Origin of the sequence: Faecalicatena contorta (genome assembly GCF_021531895.1) — a bacterium.
Taxonomy (GTDB): domain Bacteria; phylum Bacillota; class Clostridia; order Lachnospirales; family Lachnospiraceae; genus JAFBIX01.
On sequence record NZ_JAFBIX010000004.1, the window covers coordinates 47,342 to 69,440 of the forward strand.

A 22,099-nucleotide genomic window follows, 5' to 3' on the forward strand; every position below is an offset into this window, starting at 1 on the left:
ATGAGATTGGTACAGAAAATTAGACTCACATCTTATCAATTAAAATGGATTGCAATTATTACAATGGTCATAGACCATACGGGTGCAGTCCTTTTTCCAGAATGTATGTTGATGAGGGAGATAGGAAGAGTGTCCTTTCCAATATTTTGCTTTTTGTTAGTGGAAGGGTTTTTTCATACGCATGACTTATATCAATATATGATAAGGCTTGGAACTTTTGCTGTAATCTCGGAGATTCCCTATGACCTTGCTTTTCGTGAAACAATATTGGAATTCACTCATCAGAATGTTTTTTTTACTTTACTTTTAGGCGTGCTTATGATGTATGTGTTGCAAATGGCAGGTGAATGGCCGACGAAAGTGGTTGAAGTATTATTGGTGATGTGGGCGGCTGTATGTTTGAAGACAGATTATAGTTTTAAGGGAATTCTTTTGATTTTGGTTTTTTATTTGTTTCGTCAGAATAAAAGATTGAAACTGGCAGGGGGAATTTTGTGGAACTTTCTCTGGAAAGGGAACTTGCAGAGATATGGAGCTATTGCGATGTTTCCTATTGCATTATATAATGGAGAACGAGGAAAAGGAATAAAATACTTTTTTTACATTTTCTATCCAATGCACTTGTTCCTGTTATTTTTGATGAAAAGATTGATTGGATGATGAAAGAAAGAGAAGTAAAGAGATATGAAAGCTTTGCAACATTTGAAGACGATTAATCACCATAAATGGCTGGTTATGAAAGGTTGTTTTAAAGTAGGACTCTATAAACAAGGATTACTCCATGATCTGTCCAAATATACGCCAACAGAATTTTTGGTAGGATGTTGGTATTATCAAGGAAATCGAAGCCCTAATAATGCAGAACGGGAAGCAACCGGATATTCGCAGGCATGGCTTCATCACAAGGGCAGAAATAAACATCATTACGAATATTGGATTGATTATAGCGTGAATCCAGAAGAAGGTATTGTTGGGCTTAAGATGCCTGTGAAGTATGTAGTAGAAATGTTTGTAGACAGGATTGCAGCGTCTAAGACTTATCAAGGCGAGAATTATATGGATTCGCATCCGTTGGAGTATTATGAGAAAGGTGCTGCGAGACTAGGTAAGATGATCCATCCTGAGACAGCAAGATTGTTACATTCATTATTGAGGATGTTGGCAGATGAAGGAGAAGAAAAAACATTCTATTACATAAGACATCATGTGTTAAAGAAAAAAAGTTAAATTAGTTGTTGACTTTTGTAGTATAGTGTAGTATTATAATCTTCGGGCAGTTGATAAAGACGCCACTTGCGGAAGTGTCGGAACTGGCAGACGAGCAAGACTAAGGATCTTGTGACTATTGCAGTCGTGTGGGTTCAAGTCCCATCTTCCGCATCCTAATACAAAAAGGTTCAACCCTATGGGTTGGACCTTTTTGTATTAGGAGCCGAAGCGTCCCTTGAACCCGAGGTTCAAGATCTACGCTTCGCTCCGGTCGGCGCAGAGCAGACATCCCCCGGATGTCTTGCGCCTCATCTTCCGCTTACGATAGAAATAGTAGGGAATCAGCAAAAGTGCTGTGGATGCCCAGGCGAGAGGATAACTGATCAGAATGGTGGATATACTATGATGGATTGGTGTCATGATTAAAATCCAAGGCAATCTTACGCCGCAGACACCGCCAATTGTTATCAGAGATGGAATCAGTACATCTCCCATACCGCGAAGGGCACCGGATATTATCTCTACAAATATATAGATGCTGTAGCTTGGAACAATATAGAGCAACATATATACTCCAATCTCAATGACATTCTCATCTGTGGTAAAGAGATGGAATAATGGGCGGGCGAATATCATCAGACATGCCAGGATTGTTCCGCAGATGGCCAGGGACATTCCAAGGCTTATGCGTACACTTTTGTATACACGGTTCATTTTCCCTGCACCATAATTCTGTCCGGAGAAGGTGGTAACGGAAGTGCCCAGTGCTCCGCTGATTGCCCAGAAAATGAGATCCATTTTTCCGAAAGCCGCCCATGCAGCAGTGGTATCGGTGCCGAAACCATTGATGGAAGATTGAATGATCATGTTTGTAAGTCCATAAGTGCAAGCCTGAAGTCCTCCCGGAAGTCCAATGCGAAGTTCTGATTTTAGGATTGATAGAGTGGGACGGATGGAACGAAGTTCTAATTTCAGCATATTGTAAGAAGTCATGAGTGATCTCGTTACCAGAATTGCACTTGTCCCCTGAGACAAGATAGTGGCAATAGCGGCACCAGCAATCCCCATTTTCAATACAACCACAAAAAGAAGATCCATTGTTATATTCAGGACGCAGCAGATGATCAGATAATATAAAGGCCGTCTGGAATCACCAATAGCCCGCATAATACTAGATCCCATGTTGTATATTAGTGTAGCAATAATTCCAAGAAAATAAATTCTTAGATATAAAACAGAATCGTCCATTGTATCTGATGGGGTGTTCATAATTTCTAAGAGCCATGGAGTAGAAAACCATCCGACAATAGAGATTATGATACTTACAATAATTGCAAAGGCGTATGAAGTATGTAAGCCTTTGTGAAGATTCCTGGAATCACATGCACCATAGAATTGTGAGATGATTACGGTTGCACCAGTAGATAGAGCAGTAAAAAATGCAACCACCTGATAAGAGATGACCGAAGCTGATCCTCCGACACTAGCCAAAGCTTCTTTTCCTACAAATCTACCCACAATGATGGCGTCCACAGTATTATATAATTGTTGAAACAACGTTCCAACTGCAATAGGAACGAAAAAGATTAATAGTTGTTTCCAGATAATCCCTTCTGTTATCTGATTTTTCCCCAAATTTGTTTTTGACATGATATAAACACTCCTTTATAGGAAAATTATAGCATTATAAAAGAAAAACAACATCCATATTTTGCGAAAAACCAATATATATTTGGCAAATAGTGTATAATAATAAAAGAATTAGAAATCTTAGAAATATTGGCATTCTTGGTTGTGCAAGGAGGAGAAAATATGTTGGAAAAAATAGATTTGACGAAGAGTCTTAGTAAGACGGAATATAAAGAAAAGATGTTGGGATATGAATCGAAACTTGGGAAATTACAGCGGGAATGCAAAGAGTTAGGGATTCCCGTTATGATTGCCTTTGAAGGGTATGGAGCATCTGGAAAAGGAGTGCAGATAGCGCAATTGATTCAGGCACTTGATCCAAGAGGATTTGAAGTATATGCTGTGAAGAATGAGACAGAAGAAGAACGTATGCATCCTTTTTTATGGAGGTTCTGGACAAAGATGCCAGCGAAGGGCAGAATTGCAATCTATGACAGTAGCTGGTATCGAAAGGTTTTGGTGGATCGCTTTGATAAAAAAATGAAGAAAGAAGAAATTGAGGATGCATATCATTCGATTTGTTCATTCGAAGAACAATTAACTGCAGATGGAATGGTAATTATTAAAATTTTTCTGGCAATTGGGAAAAAGGAGCAGAAAAAAAGATTCGACAAATTGTTGAGTTCAGAAGAGACTTCATGGCGTGTGAGCAAAGGAGATTTAAAGAGAAATAAAGAATTTGAAAAATATCAGAAAATGAATGAGGAGATGCTAATGCGCACAGATACAGAATATGCGCCATGGCACATTGTTGAAGCAACTGATCGGAAGTTTGCAACAGCAAAGATTTATGCAATTGTAATCCAGACTTTGGAAGAAAGAATCAAAGAACAGAAAGTGAAAAAGGAAACAGAAGAAAGGGGACAAAAAGAGGAATTCCGGGTTAATGAATCGGAAAAAGATAAAAAATTAAAGGAATCAATTCTAGCAAAAGCAGATTTAAGCCTTTCTTATACAAAAGAGGAGTATAAAAAGCGCCTGGAAAAACTACAGAAGAAGATAGAAAAGCTTCACAGTGAGTTATATCGCAGAAGAATTCCGGTAGTACTTGCATTTGAAGGCTGGGATGCTGGAGGAAAGGGAGGGGCAATCAAGCGCCTGACAGAAAAAATGGATCCAAGAGGATATGTGGTTCATCCAACCGCATCTCCAAATGATATAGAAAAAGCACATCATTATCTATGGCGTTTTTGGACGGATATGCCAAAGGCAGGACATATAACGATATTTGACCGGACCTGGTATGGAAGAGTTATGGTGGAGCGAATTGAAGGTTTCTGCACAAAACAGGAATGGCAGAGGGCTTATAAAGAAATAAATGATATGGAATTGGATCTTACGAATTCAGGTGCAATTGTCTTAAAATTCTGGATGCAGATTGATAAGGATGAACAAGAGAGAAGGTTTAAAGCAAGACAGGCGAATCCAGAAAAGCAATGGAAAATAACGGATGAAGATTGGCGTAACAGAGAAAAATGGAGTCAGTATGAAGAAGCTGTAAATGAAATGTTGATTCGTACTTCCACACCCAATGCACCTTGGATTGTAGTAGAAGGAAATAGTAAATATTATGCAAGAATTAAAGTATTAGAAACTGTGGTGAATGCAATTGAAACTCGATTAAAGGAAAAAAAGAGATAAAGAGGTGGCAGATACATGACGATCAGGGAACAGTTAGAACTTCGGGAAATAGAATATTTGAGCCCATATGCGGCCTTAAGTAAGGATTCTGTGGGAAGAGACAGACCGGAACAAGAATGTGATATTCGTCCGGTATTTCAACGAGATCGTGATCGGATTCTGCATTGCAAATCGTTTCGTCGATTAAAACAAAAGACACAAGTATTTCTTCTTCCCAAAGGAGATCATTATCGAACCAGACTTACTCATACGCTGGAGGTTTCGCAGAATGCAAGAACGATTGCAAAAGCACTTCGTCTGAACGAAGATCTGGTAGAAGCAATTGCGCTTGGACATGATCTGGGCCATACACCATTTGGTCATGCCGGAGAACGCGCATTGAATCAGGTCTGCTCTTTGGGGTTTCAACATCAGGAGCAGAGCGTTCGGGTTGTAGAAATACTTGAAAAAGAGGGACAGGGACTGAACCTGACCTGGGAAGTGAGGGATGGAATCCGCAATCACAAAACCAGTGGAACACCGCATACACTAGAGGGACAGATTGTACGGTTGTCTGATAAGATTGCGTATATTAATCATGACATTGATGATGCGATACGGGGAAATATTTTAAGAGAAGAAGATATTCCGGAAAAATATCGTAAAATTCTGGGTGCAACTACAAAAAAACGATTGAATACAATGATTCATGATGTGATTACCAATAGTATGGATCAGCCAAGGATCTGTATGTCTGAAGAGATTCAGGAAGCGTCAAATGGGCTACGTAAATTCATGTTTGAGCATGTATATTTGAATTCAAAGGCCAAAGGAGAAGAAGAGAAGGCGATTCGTATGGTGGAGGATCTGTATGAATATTACATTCACCATTTGGAACTTTTGCCACTGCAGTTTTTGGATATGCTTGAAAAAGGCGAGGCGGGAGAGGAACAGGTAGTCTGTGATTATATAGCAGGAATGACTGATACATATGCAGTTAAAAAATTTGAAGAATATTTTGTACCGGAATCTTGGAAATTTTAAAGGAAATCGGATGCTTTTGTCGAATATTATATATGAGGGCTTAAATTATGTATTATTCCGATGAACTAATTGAAGAAGTAAGATCAAAAAATGATATTGTAGATGTAATTTCCAGTTATGTGAAGCTACAGAAAAAAGGTAGTTCATACTTTGGGCTTTGTCCTTTTCACAATGAAAAATCACCGTCTTTTTCGGTAAGCAGACAGAAGCAGATGTATTATTGCTTTGGATGTGGCGCCGGAGGGAACGTATTTACATTTCTAATGGAGTATGAAAATTATTCTTTTGTAGAAGCATTGAAATATCTGGCAGACCGGGCAGGAGTAGAACTGCCTGAGCAGGAATATTCCAAAGAGGCAAGAGAACGTGCTGACACAAAGGCGATTTTGCTGGAGATCAATAAAGCGGCAGCGCAGTATTATTATGTTCAGCTGAAGAATAGTCAGGGGGCGCAGGCACTCGATTATCTGAAGAAAAGAAAGTTAAGTGATGATACTATTAAGGCTTTTGGACTGGGATATTCCAACAAATATAGCGATGATCTCTATCGATATTTAAGATCAAAGGGCTATCAGACAGAGATGATTGCGAAAGCAGGATTGATCAGTGTTGACGAAAGGCAGGGCGTTTATGATAAGTTCTGGAATCGGGTAATGTTTCCGATTATGGATGTCAACAATCGAGTTATTGGATTTGGCGGCAGAGTCATGGGAGACGCGAAGCCGAAGTATCTGAATTCGCCGGAGACTATGATTTTTGATAAGAGCCGGAATCTATATGGCTTGAATCGGGCCAGAAGTTCCAAAAAGCCATATTTTCTGCTCTGTGAAGGATATATGGATGTGATTTCTCTTCATCAGGCTGGCTTTTCGAATGCAGTGGCGTCGCTTGGAACTGCATTGACTCCGGGACATGCATCATTGATTAAGCGGTATGTGCAGGAGGTATACCTTACTTATGACAGTGATGAAGCTGGAACAAAGGCTGCGCTTCGTGCAGTGCCAATTCTAAGGGATGTAGGAATCACAGCCAGAATTATTCGGATGGAGCCATATAAAGATCCAGATGAATTTATTAAAAATCTCGGAGCAGAGGCTTTTGAAGAACGGATTCAAAAGGCAAGAAATGGATTCATGTTCAGCCTGGAAGTTCTGGAAAAAAATTATGATATGAATTCTCCAGAGGGAAAGACAGATTTTATGAAGGAAGCAGCTAAAAAGCTGACGGAATTTGATGAAGAGATCGAGCGGAACAATTACATAGAAGCGGTAGCAAAAGCTTATCATGTAGGTTTTGAAGATTTGCGGAAACTGGTCGGAAAGATGGCAATTCAGACAGGACTTGCCAAACCGGTGGAGCGGCCGAAGTCTTCACAGAATCGTGAAAAAGGTAAGGAAAATGGAATTGTCAAGTCACAGAAGATTCTTCTGACGTGGTTGATTGAGGACGAATCCATATTTCAGCAGATTAAAAAGTATATAACTCCGGAAGATTTTACCGGAGATATATATAGAACGGTGGCAGAACTCCTTTATCAGCAATATGAAGATCAGGATGTAAATCCGGCAAAGATTATGAATCATTTTACGGATGAAGAAGAACACCGGGAGGTTGCAAGTCTATTCCATACGAAGATTAAGGAATTGACAACCGTAAAAGAGCAGGAAAAAGCGTTGCAGGAAACCGTTGTTCGGGTGAAGAACCATAGTATTGAGGAAGCAACAAAAAAGCTTGACCCTACGGATATCAAGGGATTACAACGGTTGATGGATGCGAAAAGGGAACTGCAGGACCTCCAAAAACTGCATATTTCTATTAATTAAGGATAAAATATAAACAAGCAATGAGAGGATGGGCACTACATGGAAGAAAATATAGCAAAATTTGAAGAGAAACTCAAAGAGCTGGTAGCGCTGGGAAAAAAGAAGAAGAGTATTCTGGAAGTGCAGGAAATTAATGATTTCTTCTCGGATATGGATCTTGAATCCGAACAGATGGAGAAGATATTTGAATATCTGGAAGCAAATAATATTGATGTTTTGCGTATCAGTGGCGATGATGACGATGATATTGATGATGTGGATCTTCTGATTTCGGAAGAGGATGATGTGGATGTCGAGAAGATTGATCTGTCTGTTCCGGACGGAATCAGTATTGAAGACCCAGTACGTATGTATTTGAAAGAGATTGGAAAGGTGCCGCTTCTGACTGCGGAAGAAGAGGTAGAGCTGGCAAGAAGAATGGCAGATGGAGATGAAGATGCCAAAAAGCGCCTTGCAGAGGCGAATCTTAGATTGGTCGTAAGTATTGCCAAGCGATACGTTGGACGTGGAATGTTATTCCTTGATTTGATTCAGGAAGGAAATCTTGGACTGATCAAGGCTGTCGAAAAGTTTGATTATCAGAAGGGATTTAAGTTCAGTACTTATGCGACCTGGTGGATTCGTCAGGCAATTACCAGAGCAATTGCCGATCAGGCAAGAACGATTCGTATTCCTGTTCACATGGTAGAGACTATTAACAAATTAATCCGTGTGTCCAGACAGTTGCTGCAGGAATTAGGACGTGAACCTACGCCGGAAGAGATAGCAGCTGAGTTGGACATGCCTGTAGAAAGAGTTCGTGAGATTCTGAAGATTTCGCAGGAGCCAGTTTCTCTTGAAACTCCGATTGGAGAGGAAGAAGACAGTCATCTGGGAGATTTTATCCAGGATGACAATGTGCCAGTACCTGCGGAGGCGGCAGCACAGACTCTGTTAAAAGAACAGTTGGATGAAGTACTATCTACGCTGACAGAAAGAGAGCAAAAGGTATTGAGATTACGGTTTGGGATGAATGATGGACGTGCACGTACATTGGAGGAAGTAGGAAAAGAATTTGATGTTACTCGTGAACGTATTCGTCAGATTGAGGCAAAAGCACTTCGCAAATTGCGTCATCCAAGCCGCAGCAGAAAATTAAGAGATTATTTGGATTAAGAAAGAGGCGCCTATGGAACTATCAAAAAGACTTTATGCAGTTGCAAGTCTTGTGACAGAGGGCGCCTCTGTTGCAGATATTGGAACTGATCATGGTTATATTCCTATTTATTTGACTGAGCAAAAGATTGCATCAAAAGTGATAGCATTGGATATTAACAAAGGTCCATTGGAACGGGCAAGGATGCATATTATTGGGCATGGATTGAAAGATCAGATCGAGACAAGATTATCAGATGGACTTAAAGCGGTAGATCCAGGTGAAGTTGATACTATGATAGCGGCTGGCATGGGTGGAGGACTTGTGATTAAGATCCTGGAAGAAGGAAAAGATGTTGTTGATCAACTATATACTTGTATTCTTCAGCCACAGTCTGAGATACAGAGGGTTCGAGAATATCTGGCCACGAACCATCTTAAGATTATTGCGGAAGATATGGTGGAGGAAGATGGAAAGTTCTACCCTATGATGAAGGTGGTTCATGGGGAAGTTCAGCCTTACACTAGGTGTGAATGTCTTTATGGAAGATGCTTGCTGCAGCAGAGACATCCTGTCTTGGAAAAATACCTTCACAGGGAGATGGCAATTAGAGAAAGTATATTTCGTCAGTTGGAAAAAAGAAAAAACAGTGAGAGTGCAGCCGCTCGAATGGAAGAGATGCGAAAAGAAATTATCCTGATTGATCAGGCGCTGGGATATTTTCGCGAAAAGAAGTGATTATTCAAGGAGGGGCAGATACAACGATGATTTGCAAAGAGATTATAAAAATCATTGAAAATGCTTATTCCAGAGCATATGCACTGGAATGGGACAATGTGGGACTTTTGGCTGGCAGAGATGACAAGGAAGTACAGCGTATCTATGTGGCGCTGGATGCAACAGATGAAGTGATTGATGCGGCTTCTGCATACCATGCAGATATGTTGATAACCCACCATCCGTTAATTTTTAGTGGCTTGAAGAGAATCAATAATCAAGATTTTATTGGAAGACGTATCATAAAATTAATTCAGAATGACATATCCTATTATGCGATGCATACGAATTATGATGTAAAGGGAATGGCAGCGTTATCTGGAGAAAAAATGCAGTTTAAAGAGGCAGAAGTTCTGGAAGTTACGGCAGAAGACCCTGAAACAAATCTGCTGGAAGGAATTGGAAGAATTACAGAACTTACATCTCCAATTACTTTGCAGGTTTGTTGCCAGAAAGTGAAAGAAGCTTTTCAGTTAAACGAAGTGAAAGTATTTGGAGAGCTTGGACAGAAGGTGCAGAGAATTGCTATTTGTCCGGGCTCAGGAAAAAGTGTAATTCCAGAAGCGTTGAAAAGAAATGCAGATGTATTGATTACTGGTGATATTGGACATCATGAGGGAATTGACGCAAATGCACAGGGACTTGCTGTGATTGATGCTGGACATTATGGAATAGAACATATATTTATAGAGGATATGAAACAATATCTGGAAAAGAATCTGGAGGGAGTGGAAGTGATAGCCGCACCTGTCCGGCATCCTTTTCAAATGGTATAGAGCTTAGTGAGCAAAAAGGAGGCGCGCAATGGAAAAGGAAATGTATAACGTTCAGATTGGAGATGAAATCCGGCAGTATGAGTCTGGGACGACTTATCGGCAGATTGCGGAAGAATGGCAGGAGCAATATGAGAATGATATTGTTCTTGTGTTTGTGAACGGAAGATTGCAGGAACTTTTCAAAACGCTGAAAGAAGACTGCATCATACGATTTGAGACGACTGGAGACCCTATTGGACACAAGACGTATAAGAGAAGTATGAGTTTAATGCTGGTGAAAGCCATCTATGATGTAGCAGAGGTGGACACAATAAAAAAAGTAAGGATTCACTATTCTGTCAGCAAAGGGTATTATTGTACGATTGAAGGAAATGTGAACCTAAATCAAGAATTTTTAGCGCGGGTCGAAGCGAGAATGCAGGAAATGGTTTCTATGGATATGCCTATTAATAAGCGTACGATTCATACTTCAGAGGCAATCGCTCTTTTTGGTCAACATGGGATGTATGATAAAGAAAGGTTGTTCCGTTATCGCCGCGTCTCGAAAGTAAATATCTATAGTATGAATGAGTTTGAAGATTATTATTATGGATATATGGTGCCAAGCGCTGGCTATCTCAAATATTTCAAATTATTTCTGTATGATGAGGGATTCGTGATTCAGATGCCTGAACAGTCTGCGCCAAAAGTTGTTCCCCCTTTTGAACCACAGAATAAATTATTCCAGGTATTAAAAGAGTCAACGAAGTGGGGCGATATGCAAGGGATTGAGACGGTCGGTGCATTGAATGATAAAATTACCAAAAGTGATGTGCATGAGACGGTTTTGGTGCAGGAGGCACTTCAAGAGAAGAAGATAGCCGAGATTGCCGCGCAGATTGCCAAGCGACCAGAATTGAAATTTATATTGATTGCGGGTCCTTCTTCCTCTGGAAAAACAACATTTTCTCATCGCCTGTCTGTTCAGCTTCGGGCGAATGGTCTGGTACCACATCCTATTGCAGTAGACAATTATTTTGTGGAAAGAGAGGAGAACCCAAGAGACGAGACGGGGGCCTATGATTATGAATGCCTGGAGGCTGTAGATGTAAAATTGTTTAATCAGCAGTTGCAGGATCTGCTTGCCGGAAAAGAAGTAGTGATTCCGAATTTTAATTTTGTGACAGGTCATAAGGAATATGGAACAAAAACGAAGAAACTTGGACCAAACGATGTCCTTGTGATTGAAGGGATTCATTGCCTGAATCCCAAATTAACAGAACATCTTCCGGATGAAAATAAGTTCCGGATTTATATCAGTGCGTTGACGCAATTAAATATTGATGAGCATAATCGTATTCCGACGACGGATGGACGGCTTCTCAGAAGGATTGTAAGAGATGCACGTACCAGAGGAGCCTCTGCTCAAAAAACAATCAATATGTGGCCGTCCGTAAGAAGAGGAGAAGAGAGGAACATATTCCCATATCAAGAAGAGGCAGATGTGATGTTTAATTCTGCGTTGATTTATGAATTAGCAGTGTTGAAAATCTATGTAGAACCTTTATTGTTTGGAATCAGCCCGGATGTACCGGAATATCAGGAAGCAAAACGTTTGTTGAAATTTCTGGATTATTTTGTAGGAATAGGAAGTGAAAATGTGCCGACAAATTCACTTCTGCGTGAATTTATCGGTGGAGGCTGTTTTCACGTATAATTAAGACGAGTGTTATAATAAAAAGCTCTGACGGATCAGTGCATCTATCAGAGCTTTTTGAATGTTAAACATTGGTATTAATCGTTGGAATGATAAATTGTTCTCAGGTGATCCATACGTGAAGCCATATTTGTCATCAGTAGATCGACAAGTGTAATAGCTGCCATTGATTCAACGACAACAACGGCTCTTGGAACAATTACAGGATCGTGACGACCGGTGATAGCAATAAGGGTATTTTGTAGATTTTTATCAATGGTTTCTTGCTCCTGGGAGATAGAAGGTGTTGGCTTGATTGCTGCCCTTAAAATGATAGGACTTCCATCGCTTAAACCACCCAATGTACCTCCGGCGTGATTCGTCTTCTTAGTAACTTTTCCATCTTCGGAATAGAAAGCATCATTATTACAGCTTCCTTTTGAAACGGAGGCCTGGAATCCATCGCCAATTTCGACTCCTTTTACAGCTCCGATTGACATGATAGCCTGTGCGAGTCTGGCGTCTAGTTTGTGGAAGACAGGGTCTCCAATTCCCACTGGCATTCCGTTGATTATGCACTCAATAATGCCTCCGGAAGAATCCTGACTTTTCATGCAATTCTCTAAATATTCACTTGCGATTTCAGCATATTTCTCATTCGGCATATAGAGCTTGTTGTTGGAAATACATGTGTAGTCGTAGTCAGATTCAGGGATTACAATATTACCGATAGCTTTCGTATAAGTAGTAATATGAATTCCGAGCTGTTCCAATATCTTTGAAGCAATTGCACCAGCGGCAACGCGACCAATAGTTTCTCTTCCAGAAGTCCTTCCGCCACCGCGATAATCACGAAATCCATATTTGCAGTCAAAAGTATAATCGGCATGTCCGGGACGATAGCAGTCTTTGATTATGCCATAATCTCGAGAACGTTGATCTTCATTGTGGACAATTAAGGAAATTGGGGTACCTGTTGTGTATCCTTCAAAAATACCAGAAAGTATTTCCACTTGATCGGATTCGTTTCGGGCGGTCGTGAACTTACTCTGCCCAGGTTTCCGTCGATCTAAGAACTGCTGTATATCCTCTAGAGTGAGGGGGAGTCCTGCAGGACATCCGTCAACAACTACACCAATTGCTGGTCCGTGAGATTCTCCCCAGGTTGTGATTGTAAATAATGTTCCATATGTTGATCCTGCCATAGATAAATCTCCTTTTTTATTCTATATAATCAGATGTTTTATTTTCACATAGTCCATTATATTATAGAATAGAAAAAAAACACAACCAGCAATTGTATTCTCTTCAGGAAATCTTCATTTATTTTTTGCATTTTTTTCTGTACTTTTGAATATATGCATATTATAATAAAATGACATGATAATTATTATTGAGGTGTAAGGTGAATGGAAGATAGAGATAAAAAAGCTGATGAGATTGTAGAGGAGACCATGAAAGAAATTTTTGAAGATCTCAACAATTCAGAAGCTTTTCAAGAAACGGAAGATAAAAATGAAGAAATATATATGGATAGCGATGATATACCTTCTGATGACGATTCTTCTACAACAGAAGAATTAGAAGAAGATGATGATTTTGAAGATTCAGATGAGGAAGAAGATGATGATCAGGCAGATATGGAGGAGAAAGCGGCCAGAAAGAAAAAGCACAAAAAAACTGCTGCAATTATAATTGGAAGCATTTTTTGTGTTTTGCTGCTTATATATGTTGGATTTGCAATTTTCTTTAATAATCATTTTATGTTTTATACAAAGATTAACGGTATAGATTTTTCGTTGAAAAATGTTAGTCAGGTAGAAGCATATATGGAACAACAAGTAAAAGATTATGTTCTGACGTTGGAAGAATCTGATGGTGATAGAGAAGAAATCAATGGTTCTGATATTTCTTTGGAATATGTGCCTGGAGATGAATTAAAAAAACTTGTGAAAGAGCAGGATAATTTCTTGTGGATTACATCTTTATGGAATCATCCGGAGATTGAAGCAGAAGTTGGTGTGAAATACGATGCAGATGCGTTGTCTGCTATTATTAGTAATCTTGAGTGCATGAAGGAAGAGAATCAGACAGTTTCTGTAGATGCACATCCGGAATTTCAAAATGATCAATTTGTAGTTGTCCCTGAGGTTGTGGGGACTCAGATCAATATAGAAGTATTCAGTGAAAAAGTAGAAGAAGCGATTAATGGATTTCAGCCAACACTGGATCTCTATGAGACAGGATGTTATATATTGCCTAGATTTCTGTCTGATTCAGAGGAAGTCATTGCTGCAAAAGATGCTATGAACAGTTATCTTGGAGCTAATATTACTTATGATTTTAACCCTTATACTGAAGTAGTGGATGCATCTGTTATATCTCAATGGGTGAGTGTGGATGCAGATATGAATGTAACTTTTGATGAAGGGGCTGTCAGGGCATATGTACAGTCTCTGGCGAATAAGTATGATACCAAAGGAAAACCAAGAAACTTTACTACAGCGACCGGTAATGTGGTAACAGTTGAAGGTGGAAGTTATGGATGGAAGATTGATCAGGAAGCAGAGTATAATGCATTGATTGCGAATATTCAAAATGGTGAGACAGTGACAAGAGAGCCTAATTATGTCAGTCGTGCAGCCAGCCATGAAGGAAATGATGTAGGGAGTACATACGCAGAGGTGGATCTTACTGCACAGCAAATGTATTTTATACAGGATGGTCAGGTGGTTCTACAGTCTGGTGTTGTAACTGGTAACCCTAATAGAGGAAATGGAACCCCGCAGGGTGTCTATACTCTGGCTTATAAAGCATTAGATCAGACTTTAAGAGGTACAAAAAAGCCGGATGGAACATATGAATATGAGACTCCGGTGAAATATTGGATGCCGTTTAATGGAGGAATTGGCTTCCATGATGCTACCTGGCAATCGTCATTTGGAGGATCAAGGTATTTAACAAATGGCTCACATGGGTGTGTGAATTTGCCATATGATGTAGCCGGACAATTGTATAACCTGATATCAGCGGGAACTCCAGTAGTTTGCCATTATTAAATAGAATATTTTGAAGAATGAGGAAAAGACCATGTATGAATTGATAAAAAGAGATGGTCTTGCCAAAAGAGGAAGATTACATACAGTGCATGGGGTCATTGAGACCCCTGTATTTATGAATGTGGGAACAGCGGCTGCAATCAAGGGTGCAGTTTCTACGACTGATCTGCAAGAAATTAAAACGCAGGTAGAGCTTTCTAATACATATCATCTTCATGTTCGACCTGGAGATGAAGTGGTGAAAAAGTTAGGAGGACTTCATAAGTTTATGGTCTGGGACAAGCCGATTTTGACCGATTCCGGCGGATTCCAGGTTTTTTCTCTGGCAGGACTTAGAAGAATTAAAGAAGAAGGTGTTTATTTTAATTCTCATATTGATGGAAGAAAGATCTTCATGGGACCGGAGCAGAGTATGCAGATTCAATCGAATCTGGCCTCTACCATTGCCATGGCATTTGATGAGTGCCCTTCAAGTGTAGCGGAAAAAGAGTATATTGAAAATTCTGTAGACAGAACAACACGATGGCTGAAACGGTGTAAAGAAGAGATGGATAGGCTGAATCAACTGCCGGATACGATTAATCAACATCAGATGTTATTTGGAATTAATCAGGGTGGTATTTATGAAGATATCCGTATTCGTCATGCACAGGAAATTGCAGAATTGAATCTTGATGGATATGCTGTCGGAGGGCTGGCTGTTGGAGAGTCTCACGAAGATATGTATCGAATTCTGGATGCAGTTGTTCCGTATCTTCCGGTAGATAAGCCAACCTATCTTATGGGGGTAGGAACTCCGGTGAATATATTAGAAGCTGTTGATCGTGGTGTTGATTTTTTTGACTGTGTTTATCCAAGCAGGAATGGCCGCCATGGGCATGTATATACCAATCAAGGTAAACTTAATCTATTTAATGCAAAATATGAGTTGGATGACAGTCCAGTAGAAGAAGGTTGCCAATGCCCTGCATGTCGTACTTATTCTCGGGCATATATCAGACATTTGCTGAAGGCAAAAGAGATGCTGGGGATGCGCTTATGCGTACTTCACAATTTGTATTTCTACAATACAATGATGGAAGAGATTCGTCAGGCCATTGATGAAGGAAATTATCAGGAGTATAAAAAAAGAAAAATTGCCAGTATGTTGAAAAAAGAAGCATAAAAAATGATGAATTCAAGAAAATTACTTGATGAAAGTTGCAATATTGTGTATGATAGCAATAGTGTTTAAAGATATTAGGAGGAATTAATATGTACGCATTAGCATCACAAAGTTCAGGTGGAAGCTGGGTATTACTGATTATTGTATATGCAGTTATTTTTGGTGGTTTTTGGTTTATTTTTATAAGGCCACAGAAAAAGGAGCAGAAAAGAGTTCAGGCAATGATCTCAGAGATGGAAGTCGGAGATACAGTATTGACAACAAGTGGTTTCTATGGTGTTATTATTGATATCAGCGAAGAAGATGTCATTGTAGAATTCGGAAGCAACAGGAATTGCCGTATCCCAATGCAGAAAGCAGCAATAGCACAAGTAGAAAAAGCTTCAGCAGAATAAAAGGAAAACGTAAAAAGACCCTTAATCAAAAGGGGTCTTTTTTTGTTGCTTTGAAGGAGGTGCGAAAGGATTTTTGGGAAAATTCCTGTTCCCCTGTAGATTGCACAAAATTAGATACATAGCTTTAAATGATAATTACTGTCTATAATCCCATTGATATTTTTTTCACAAGATAATATACTGTGCGGGCAAACGGTAATAAGTAGAGAAAGAAAGGGGATAAAAGTCAATGAGACAATGTGAACAGTGGATAGGATTTGAAGGCAAAAATTGGAGAAATTCTGTTGACGTCCGTGATTTTATTCAGAATAATTACAAACCTTATGAAGGAGATGAGTCTTTTCTGGTTGGTCCGACAGATGCAACGAATCAGTTATGGGGTAAGTTGCAGGAACTGCAAAAAGAAGAGCGTGCAAAGGGCGGCGTTCTTGATATGGAGACAGAGATTGTATCAGGACTTACTGCATATGGACCTGGCTACATTAGTGAAGAGTTAAAGGATTTGGAAAAGGTGGTAGGCCTGCAGACAGATAAACCTCTTAAGAGAGCATTTATGCCTTATGGGGGAATCAAGATGGCAGAGCAGGCTTGTACTACCTATGGGTATCAACCAAGCGAGAAGCTTCATGAGATTTTTACAAAATATCATAAAACACATAATCAGGGAGTATTTGATATCTATACACCTGAGATGAAGAAGGCGCGTCATAATAAGATTATAACAGGTCTTCCGGACACATATGGAAGAGGACGTATTGTTGGTGATTATCGTCGAGTAGCTTTGTATGGTATTGATTTTCTGATTGAGAAGAAACATTATGATTTTGAGCGTTACGCAAGACATGGAATGAAAGGAACGGATTTCCGCCTTCGTGAAGAGATTGCAGATCAGATCCGTGCTTTGGAGCAGATGAAAGAAATGGCAGCTGTATATGGATTCGATATTTCTAAACCTGCGAAAGATGCAAAGGAAGCAGTACAGTGGTTGTATTTTGGATATCTTGCAGCAATCAAGACTCAGAATGGTGCGGCCATGAGTGTTGGGCGTATTTCTACTTTCCTGGACATTTATATTGAAAGAGATCTTCAGAATGGAACTTTGACAGAAGCGGAAGCACAGGAATTAATTGACCATATGGTCATGAAATTCAGAATGGTTAAATTCGCAAGAATTCCTTCTTATAATGAATTGTTCTCTGGAGACCCGGTATGGGCAACTCTGGAAGTGGCAGGTCTGGGACAGGATGGACGTTCTATGGTAACAAAGAATGACTACCGTTTCCTCCATACATTGGAAAATATGGGACCATCACCAGAGCCGAACCTGACGGTTCTCTATTCTGAGAGATTGCCTGAAAACTTCAAGAAGTATGCAGCGCATATTTCCGTGACGACCAGTTCTATTCAGTATGAAAATGATGATGTAATGCGTCCGGTATGGGGAGATGATTACAGTATCTGTTGTTGCGTATCTGCGACTCAGACCGGAAAAGAGATTCAGTTCTTTGGTGCACGTGCGAACCTCGCAAAATGCCTGTTATATGCAATTAACGGTGGTATCGATGAAAAATCAAAACAGCAGGTAGGACCGGCATATCAGCCGATTACAGCTGAATATCTTGACTATGATGAAGTAATGGAAAAATATGATGCAATGATGGAATGGCTGTCAAAATTATATGTAGATACCTTGAATATGATTCATTATATGCATGATAAGTATTACTATGAAGCAGCTGAAATGGCGTTGATTGATACAGATGTCAGACGTACATTTGCAACAGGAATTGCAGGATTCTCACATGTGGTAGATTCTCTGAGTGCTATTAAGTATGCGAAAGTAAAAGTGCTTCGTGATGAGAATGGTCTTGCCATAGGATTTGAGCCAGAAGGAGAATTCCCAAGATACGGGAATGATGATGACCGTGCCGATGATATTGCAATCTGGATTCTGAAGACATTTATGCATAAACTGAGCAAATGCCATACATACAGAGATTCTGAACCAACAACTTCTATTCTTACGATTACATCCAATGTTGTATACGGTAAGGCAACAGGATCTCTCCCAGACGGAAGAAAAGCTGGTGAGCCGCTTGCGCCAGGTGCCAACCCATCTTATGGTGCGGAAAAGAACGGACTTCTTGCATCATTGAATTCTGTAGCTAAGCTTCCATATGAACTTGCGCTGGATGGTATATCTAATACACAGACCATTAGTCCAGGTGCGCTGGGACACGATGACAAAGAGCGTACAGAGAATCTGGTAAATGTAATGGATGGATATTTCAGACAAGGAGCTCATCATCTGAACGTGAACGTATTTGGTACAGAGAAATTGATTGACGCTATGGAGCATCCGGAAAAACCAGAATATGCTAATTTCACGATCCGAGTATCAGGATATGCTGTAAAATTCATTGACCTGACACGTGAGCAGCAGATGGATGTTATTGCAAGAACATGCCATAAGGAAATGTAATTATATACAAATGTAAACTTGAAACTATGGTTAAAAAGGGCAAGATAATGACAAAAGGATATGTTCATTCTTTGGAAAGCTTTGGATCTGTAGATGGACCAGGCGTCCGATTTGTGATATTTACGGCCGGCTGTGCCATGCGCTGCCAGTTCTGTCATAATCCGGATACCTGGAATCTGCAGTCGGGGACGATCTATACAGCAGACGAACTGATTGAAAGGGCATTAAGATACCGTTCTTACTGGGGAAGTACGGGAGGTATTACCGTCAGTGGAGGAGAACCCCTCTTGCAAATAGATTTTTTGTCAGAGTTATTTCAGAAGGCGAAAGCAAAAGGAATTCACACAACGTTGGATACCAGCGGTAATCCATTTACAAGAGAAGAGCCATTCTTTGACAAATTTCAAAAACTCATGGAGTACACCGATTTGATTCTGTTGGACGTTAAGCATATAGATGATGAGCAGCATAGAATCCTCACCGGATGTACTAATGAAAATATTTTGGACCTGGCGAAGTACTTGTCTGATATTAAAAAACCAGTCTGGATCAGACACGTATTAGTACCAGAACGAAATGATAAAGACGAGTATCTGATGAAACTACATCAATTTATTGAAACACTTGATAATGTAGAAAAAGTAGAAGTACTTCCATACCATACTTTAGGAGTATACAAATGGAAAGAACTTGGAATAGAATATGAGTTGAAAGATATTGCTCCGCCAACACAGGAGCGGATAAAGAATGCAAATCTGATATTGGGGACGGAGGAAATTTAAATTTCCTCCGTCCCCAATTAAATATTCTTACATCTTTGAGCATAAAGTATTGTGATAAGAATGAGAGCGTGTAGGAATTGGAATGAAGAAGCAGAGGATTATTGTGATGTTGTGTCTGATAGTTATGGTGAGTGGCATATATAGTTATCAGATATCGCAATCGAGAACTGTAGAGACTGTGGATTTGATGAAGGATGAGAATAAAACTTTTATTCAGTGGGTGGAATTTAATGTAACTTGTGATGCAATGAAACAGGCCTATGAATACGATGTAAAGACTTATGGGGAGAAGATTCATCTGAACTGGGTGGAGCTATTGGCATATTTGGGGGCAAAATATGGTGGTGATTTTTCAAATTATCAATCAAAGGATATGAAAGAAATCGCAGATTTGTTAGTCGAGGGAAAGATTTCAGTTAATGAACTGTCAAAAAATATGCAGTATTTTGACTATTACCGGGAAGCTTATGGTGCTGTGCTGGATGGCTTGGTAGGGGTCTATGAGATGGAACAGCCTAAAGAAGATAAAACAACTGAAAAGGTTTGGAAAAAAGTATATGGTCTTAAAGGGTTTCACCCTATTGCAAAAGGATTCCCATATTCTGATTATGATGATTTTGGGGTGTCTAGAAGTTATGGATATCAGAGAAATCATCTGGGACATGATATGATGGGGCAAGTCGGAACACCGGTGATTGCGGTGGAATCAGGGTATGTGGAAGAGCTTGGATGGAATCAATATGGTGGATGGCGTGTCGGAATCAATAGCTTTGATGGCAGACGTTACTATTATTATGCACATCTCAGGCAGAACCGTCCTTATGCGGAGGGATTAAAAAAAGGAGATATTGTGCAGGCAGGAGATGTCATTGGATATATTGGAAGGACTGGATACAGTACAGAAGAAAATGTAAATAACATTGATGAATATCATTTGCATTTTGGTCTTCAATTAATATTTGATGAATCACAGCGAGAAGGAGATAATGAGATCTGGATCAATTGTTATGAATTGGTCAGATTTCTTTATCAGCATCAGTCAGAAGTGCAACGAAATGATGAGACGAAAGAATGGACGCGATTATATCAGATGAAAGACCCTGCTATTGAGTAATGTAAAGATGAAAAGGATTTTACTGATTGAATTTGCATAAATATACTTGACTTACATTATAATTATAAACAATTTCTGATAAATATCTATTTCTAAGATGTAAAAACTGCATGAATCGACATTGAATCGACAATTTAGTCAATTAAAGTCTTGAAACATGAATAGAAATAAGATAATATAAGTGGTAAAGATTTTTTGTCTTAGGAAGGATGAGAATTATGAATCTGAAAATTGGAGTTATTAAAGGGGATGGAATCGGACCGGAGATTGTAGCGGAAGCCATGAAAGTGTTGGATAAAGTTGCAGAAGTATACGGACATACCTGTGACTACACACAACTTTTAATGGGAGGAGCATCTATAGATGTACATGGGGAGCCGCTTACAGATGAGACAGTAGCAACGGCGAAATCCTGTGATGCAGTGTTGATGGGATCCATTGGGGGAGATGCCAAGACTTCACCATGGTATCAGTTGGAACCATCCAAAAGACCTGAAGCAGGCCTTTTAAGAATTCGCAAGGAACTGAATCTATTTGCTAACTTAAGACCTGCAATTTTGTACGATGAATTAAAAGGTGCATGCCCGTTAAAAGAAGAGATTACAGAAGGTGGTTTTGACCTGATGATCATGAGAGAATTGACGGGTGGTCTCTATTTCGGTGAAAGAAAGACTGTTGAAAAAAATGGCGTTATGACGGCGTACGATTCCCTTACATATAATGAAAATGAGATTCGTCGTATTGCCAAACGTGGTTTTGATATTGCGATGAAAAGAAGAAAAAAAGTGACCAGTGTTGATAAGGCAAATGTGTTAGATTCTTCCAGACTCTGGAGAAAAATTGTAGAAGAAGTTGCCACAGAATATCCAGAAGTGACATTGGAACATATGTTAGTTGATAACTGTGCAATGCAGCTTGTAAAAGATCCAAAACAGTTTGACGTAGTACTGACAGAAAATATGTTTGGCGATATTCTGTCTGACGAAGCAAGTATGGTTACTGGATCCATCGGAATGCTTGCAAGTGCAAGCCTTAACGAGACCAAATTCGGTCTTTACGAACCAAGCGGTGGATCTGCACCAGATATTGCGGGTAAAGGAATTGCCAATCCGATTGCAACCATTCTATCTGCAGCTATGATGCTACGCTTCAGTTTTGATTTAGATCAGGAAGCAGATGCAATTGAAGCAGCAGTCCAAAAAGTGCTGAAAAAAGGATATCGGACCATTGATATTATGTCTGATGGAAAGAAACAAATCGGTACAGTCGAGATGGGAGATCTGATTGCAAGTTACATTTAGGTACAGGGCATTTAACATTTAGGTACACCACAAAATTAATATAGGGACGTAGT

At 39.6% G+C, this 22,099-nt stretch carries 18 protein-coding genes and 1 tRNA gene; 17 read left to right on the forward strand and 2 right to left on the reverse strand.

Annotation, left to right across the window (positions count from 1 at the left end):
- The 3 genes from JQM81_RS02010 (at window position 1) to JQM81_RS02020 (ending at window position 1,380) form a co-directional block, all read left to right on the forward strand.
- The gene (locus JQM81_RS02010) at window positions 1–660 is read left to right on the forward strand and encodes a TraX family protein (protein WP_235231860.1); all 660 of its coding nucleotides are present in this window, start codon (window positions 1–3) and stop codon (window positions 658–660) included.
- A gap of 24 nt (window positions 661–684) precedes the next feature.
- Window positions 685–1,227: a DUF5662 family protein gene (locus JQM81_RS02015; protein ID WP_235231861.1), complete on the forward strand. Its 543-nt coding sequence runs from the start codon at window positions 685–687 to the stop codon at window positions 1,225–1,227.
- Between the two features lie 68 nt (window positions 1,228–1,295).
- A tRNA-Leu gene (locus JQM81_RS02020) sits at window positions 1,296–1,380 on the forward strand.
- Window positions 1,381–1,464: 84 nt separating this feature from the next.
- Here the strand turns inward: JQM81_RS02020 and JQM81_RS02025 are convergent.
- Entirely contained in the window at window positions 1,465–2,859 is a 1,395-nt protein-coding gene (locus JQM81_RS02025) for an MATE family efflux transporter (protein ID WP_235231862.1), read from the reverse strand.
- Window positions 2,860–3,021: 162 nt separating this feature from the next.
- Here JQM81_RS02025 and pap point away from each other — a divergent pair, with 162 nt between their 5' ends.
- Genes pap through JQM81_RS02060 form a run of 7 tightly spaced genes read left to right on the forward strand, consistent with a single transcriptional unit; the run spans window position 3,022 to window position 11,769 of the window.
- Complete coding sequence (gene pap, locus JQM81_RS02030; RefSeq protein ID WP_235231863.1) at window positions 3,022–4,539, forward strand: polyphosphate:AMP phosphotransferase; 1,518 nt, start codon at window positions 3,022–3,024, stop codon at window positions 4,537–4,539.
- Window positions 4,540–4,554: 15 nt separating this feature from the next.
- A complete protein-coding gene (locus JQM81_RS02035; protein ID WP_235231864.1) occupies window positions 4,555–5,562 on the forward strand; it encodes a deoxyguanosinetriphosphate triphosphohydrolase in 1,008 nt (335 codons plus the stop codon).
- A 47-nt stretch (window positions 5,563–5,609) separates the two neighbouring features.
- Window positions 5,610–7,385: a DNA primase gene (gene dnaG / locus JQM81_RS02040; protein WP_235231865.1), complete on the forward strand. Its 1,776-nt coding sequence runs from the start codon at window positions 5,610–5,612 to the stop codon at window positions 7,383–7,385.
- Between the two features lie 39 nt (window positions 7,386–7,424).
- A complete protein-coding gene (gene rpoD / locus JQM81_RS02045; RefSeq protein WP_235231866.1) occupies window positions 7,425–8,540 on the forward strand; it encodes an RNA polymerase sigma factor RpoD in 1,116 nt (371 codons plus the stop codon).
- Window positions 8,541–8,553: 13 nt separating this feature from the next.
- Window positions 8,554–9,258, forward strand: coding sequence for a tRNA (adenine(22)-N(1))-methyltransferase (locus JQM81_RS02050; protein ID WP_235231867.1), 705 nt, complete (start codon window positions 8,554–8,556; stop codon window positions 9,256–9,258).
- Window positions 9,259–9,284: 26 nt separating this feature from the next.
- Complete coding sequence (locus JQM81_RS02055; protein WP_235231868.1) at window positions 9,285–10,073, forward strand: Nif3-like dinuclear metal center hexameric protein; 789 nt, start codon at window positions 9,285–9,287, stop codon at window positions 10,071–10,073.
- Between the two features lie 28 nt (window positions 10,074–10,101).
- A complete protein-coding gene (locus tag JQM81_RS02060) occupies window positions 10,102–11,769 on the forward strand; it encodes a nucleoside kinase (RefSeq protein ID WP_235231869.1) in 1,668 nt (555 codons plus the stop codon).
- 77 nt (window positions 11,770–11,846) lie between these two features.
- Here JQM81_RS02060 and aroC read toward each other — a convergent pair whose 3' ends face one another.
- On the reverse strand, window positions 11,847–12,953 hold the full coding sequence (aroC, locus tag JQM81_RS02065; protein ID WP_235231870.1) for a chorismate synthase: 1,107 nt from the start codon (window positions 12,951–12,953) through the stop codon (window positions 11,847–11,849).
- A gap of 204 nt (window positions 12,954–13,157) precedes the next feature.
- Between aroC and JQM81_RS02070 the strand changes: the two genes are divergently transcribed.
- From JQM81_RS02070 to leuB, 7 genes are all read left to right on the forward strand, one after another.
- On the forward strand, window positions 13,158–14,807 hold the full coding sequence (locus tag JQM81_RS02070; protein ID WP_235231871.1) for a L,D-transpeptidase family protein: 1,650 nt from the start codon (window positions 13,158–13,160) through the stop codon (window positions 14,805–14,807).
- Between the two features lie 31 nt (window positions 14,808–14,838).
- Window positions 14,839–15,972 (forward strand): tRNA guanosine(34) transglycosylase Tgt, encoded by a 1,134-nt coding sequence (tgt, locus tag JQM81_RS02075; protein ID WP_235231872.1) that lies wholly within the window; start codon window positions 14,839–14,841, stop codon window positions 15,970–15,972.
- An 89-nt stretch (window positions 15,973–16,061) separates the two neighbouring features.
- On the forward strand, window positions 16,062–16,367 hold the full coding sequence (gene yajC, locus JQM81_RS02080) for a preprotein translocase subunit YajC (protein WP_235231873.1): 306 nt from the start codon (window positions 16,062–16,064) through the stop codon (window positions 16,365–16,367).
- A gap of 229 nt (window positions 16,368–16,596) precedes the next feature.
- A complete protein-coding gene (gene pflB, locus JQM81_RS02085; protein ID WP_235231874.1) occupies window positions 16,597–18,849 on the forward strand; it encodes a formate C-acetyltransferase in 2,253 nt (750 codons plus the stop codon).
- Window positions 18,850–18,896: 47 nt separating this feature from the next.
- Window positions 18,897–19,631, forward strand: a complete 735-nt coding sequence (pflA, locus tag JQM81_RS02090) for a pyruvate formate-lyase-activating protein (protein ID WP_235231875.1) — start codon at window positions 18,897–18,899, stop codon at window positions 19,629–19,631.
- Between the two features lie 82 nt (window positions 19,632–19,713).
- A complete protein-coding gene (locus JQM81_RS02095) occupies window positions 19,714–20,745 on the forward strand; it encodes a M23 family metallopeptidase (protein WP_235231876.1) in 1,032 nt (343 codons plus the stop codon).
- A gap of 218 nt (window positions 20,746–20,963) precedes the next feature.
- A complete protein-coding gene (leuB, locus tag JQM81_RS02100) occupies window positions 20,964–22,046 on the forward strand; it encodes a 3-isopropylmalate dehydrogenase (protein ID WP_235231877.1) in 1,083 nt (360 codons plus the stop codon).
- Window positions 22,047–22,099: the final 53 nt, after the last annotated feature.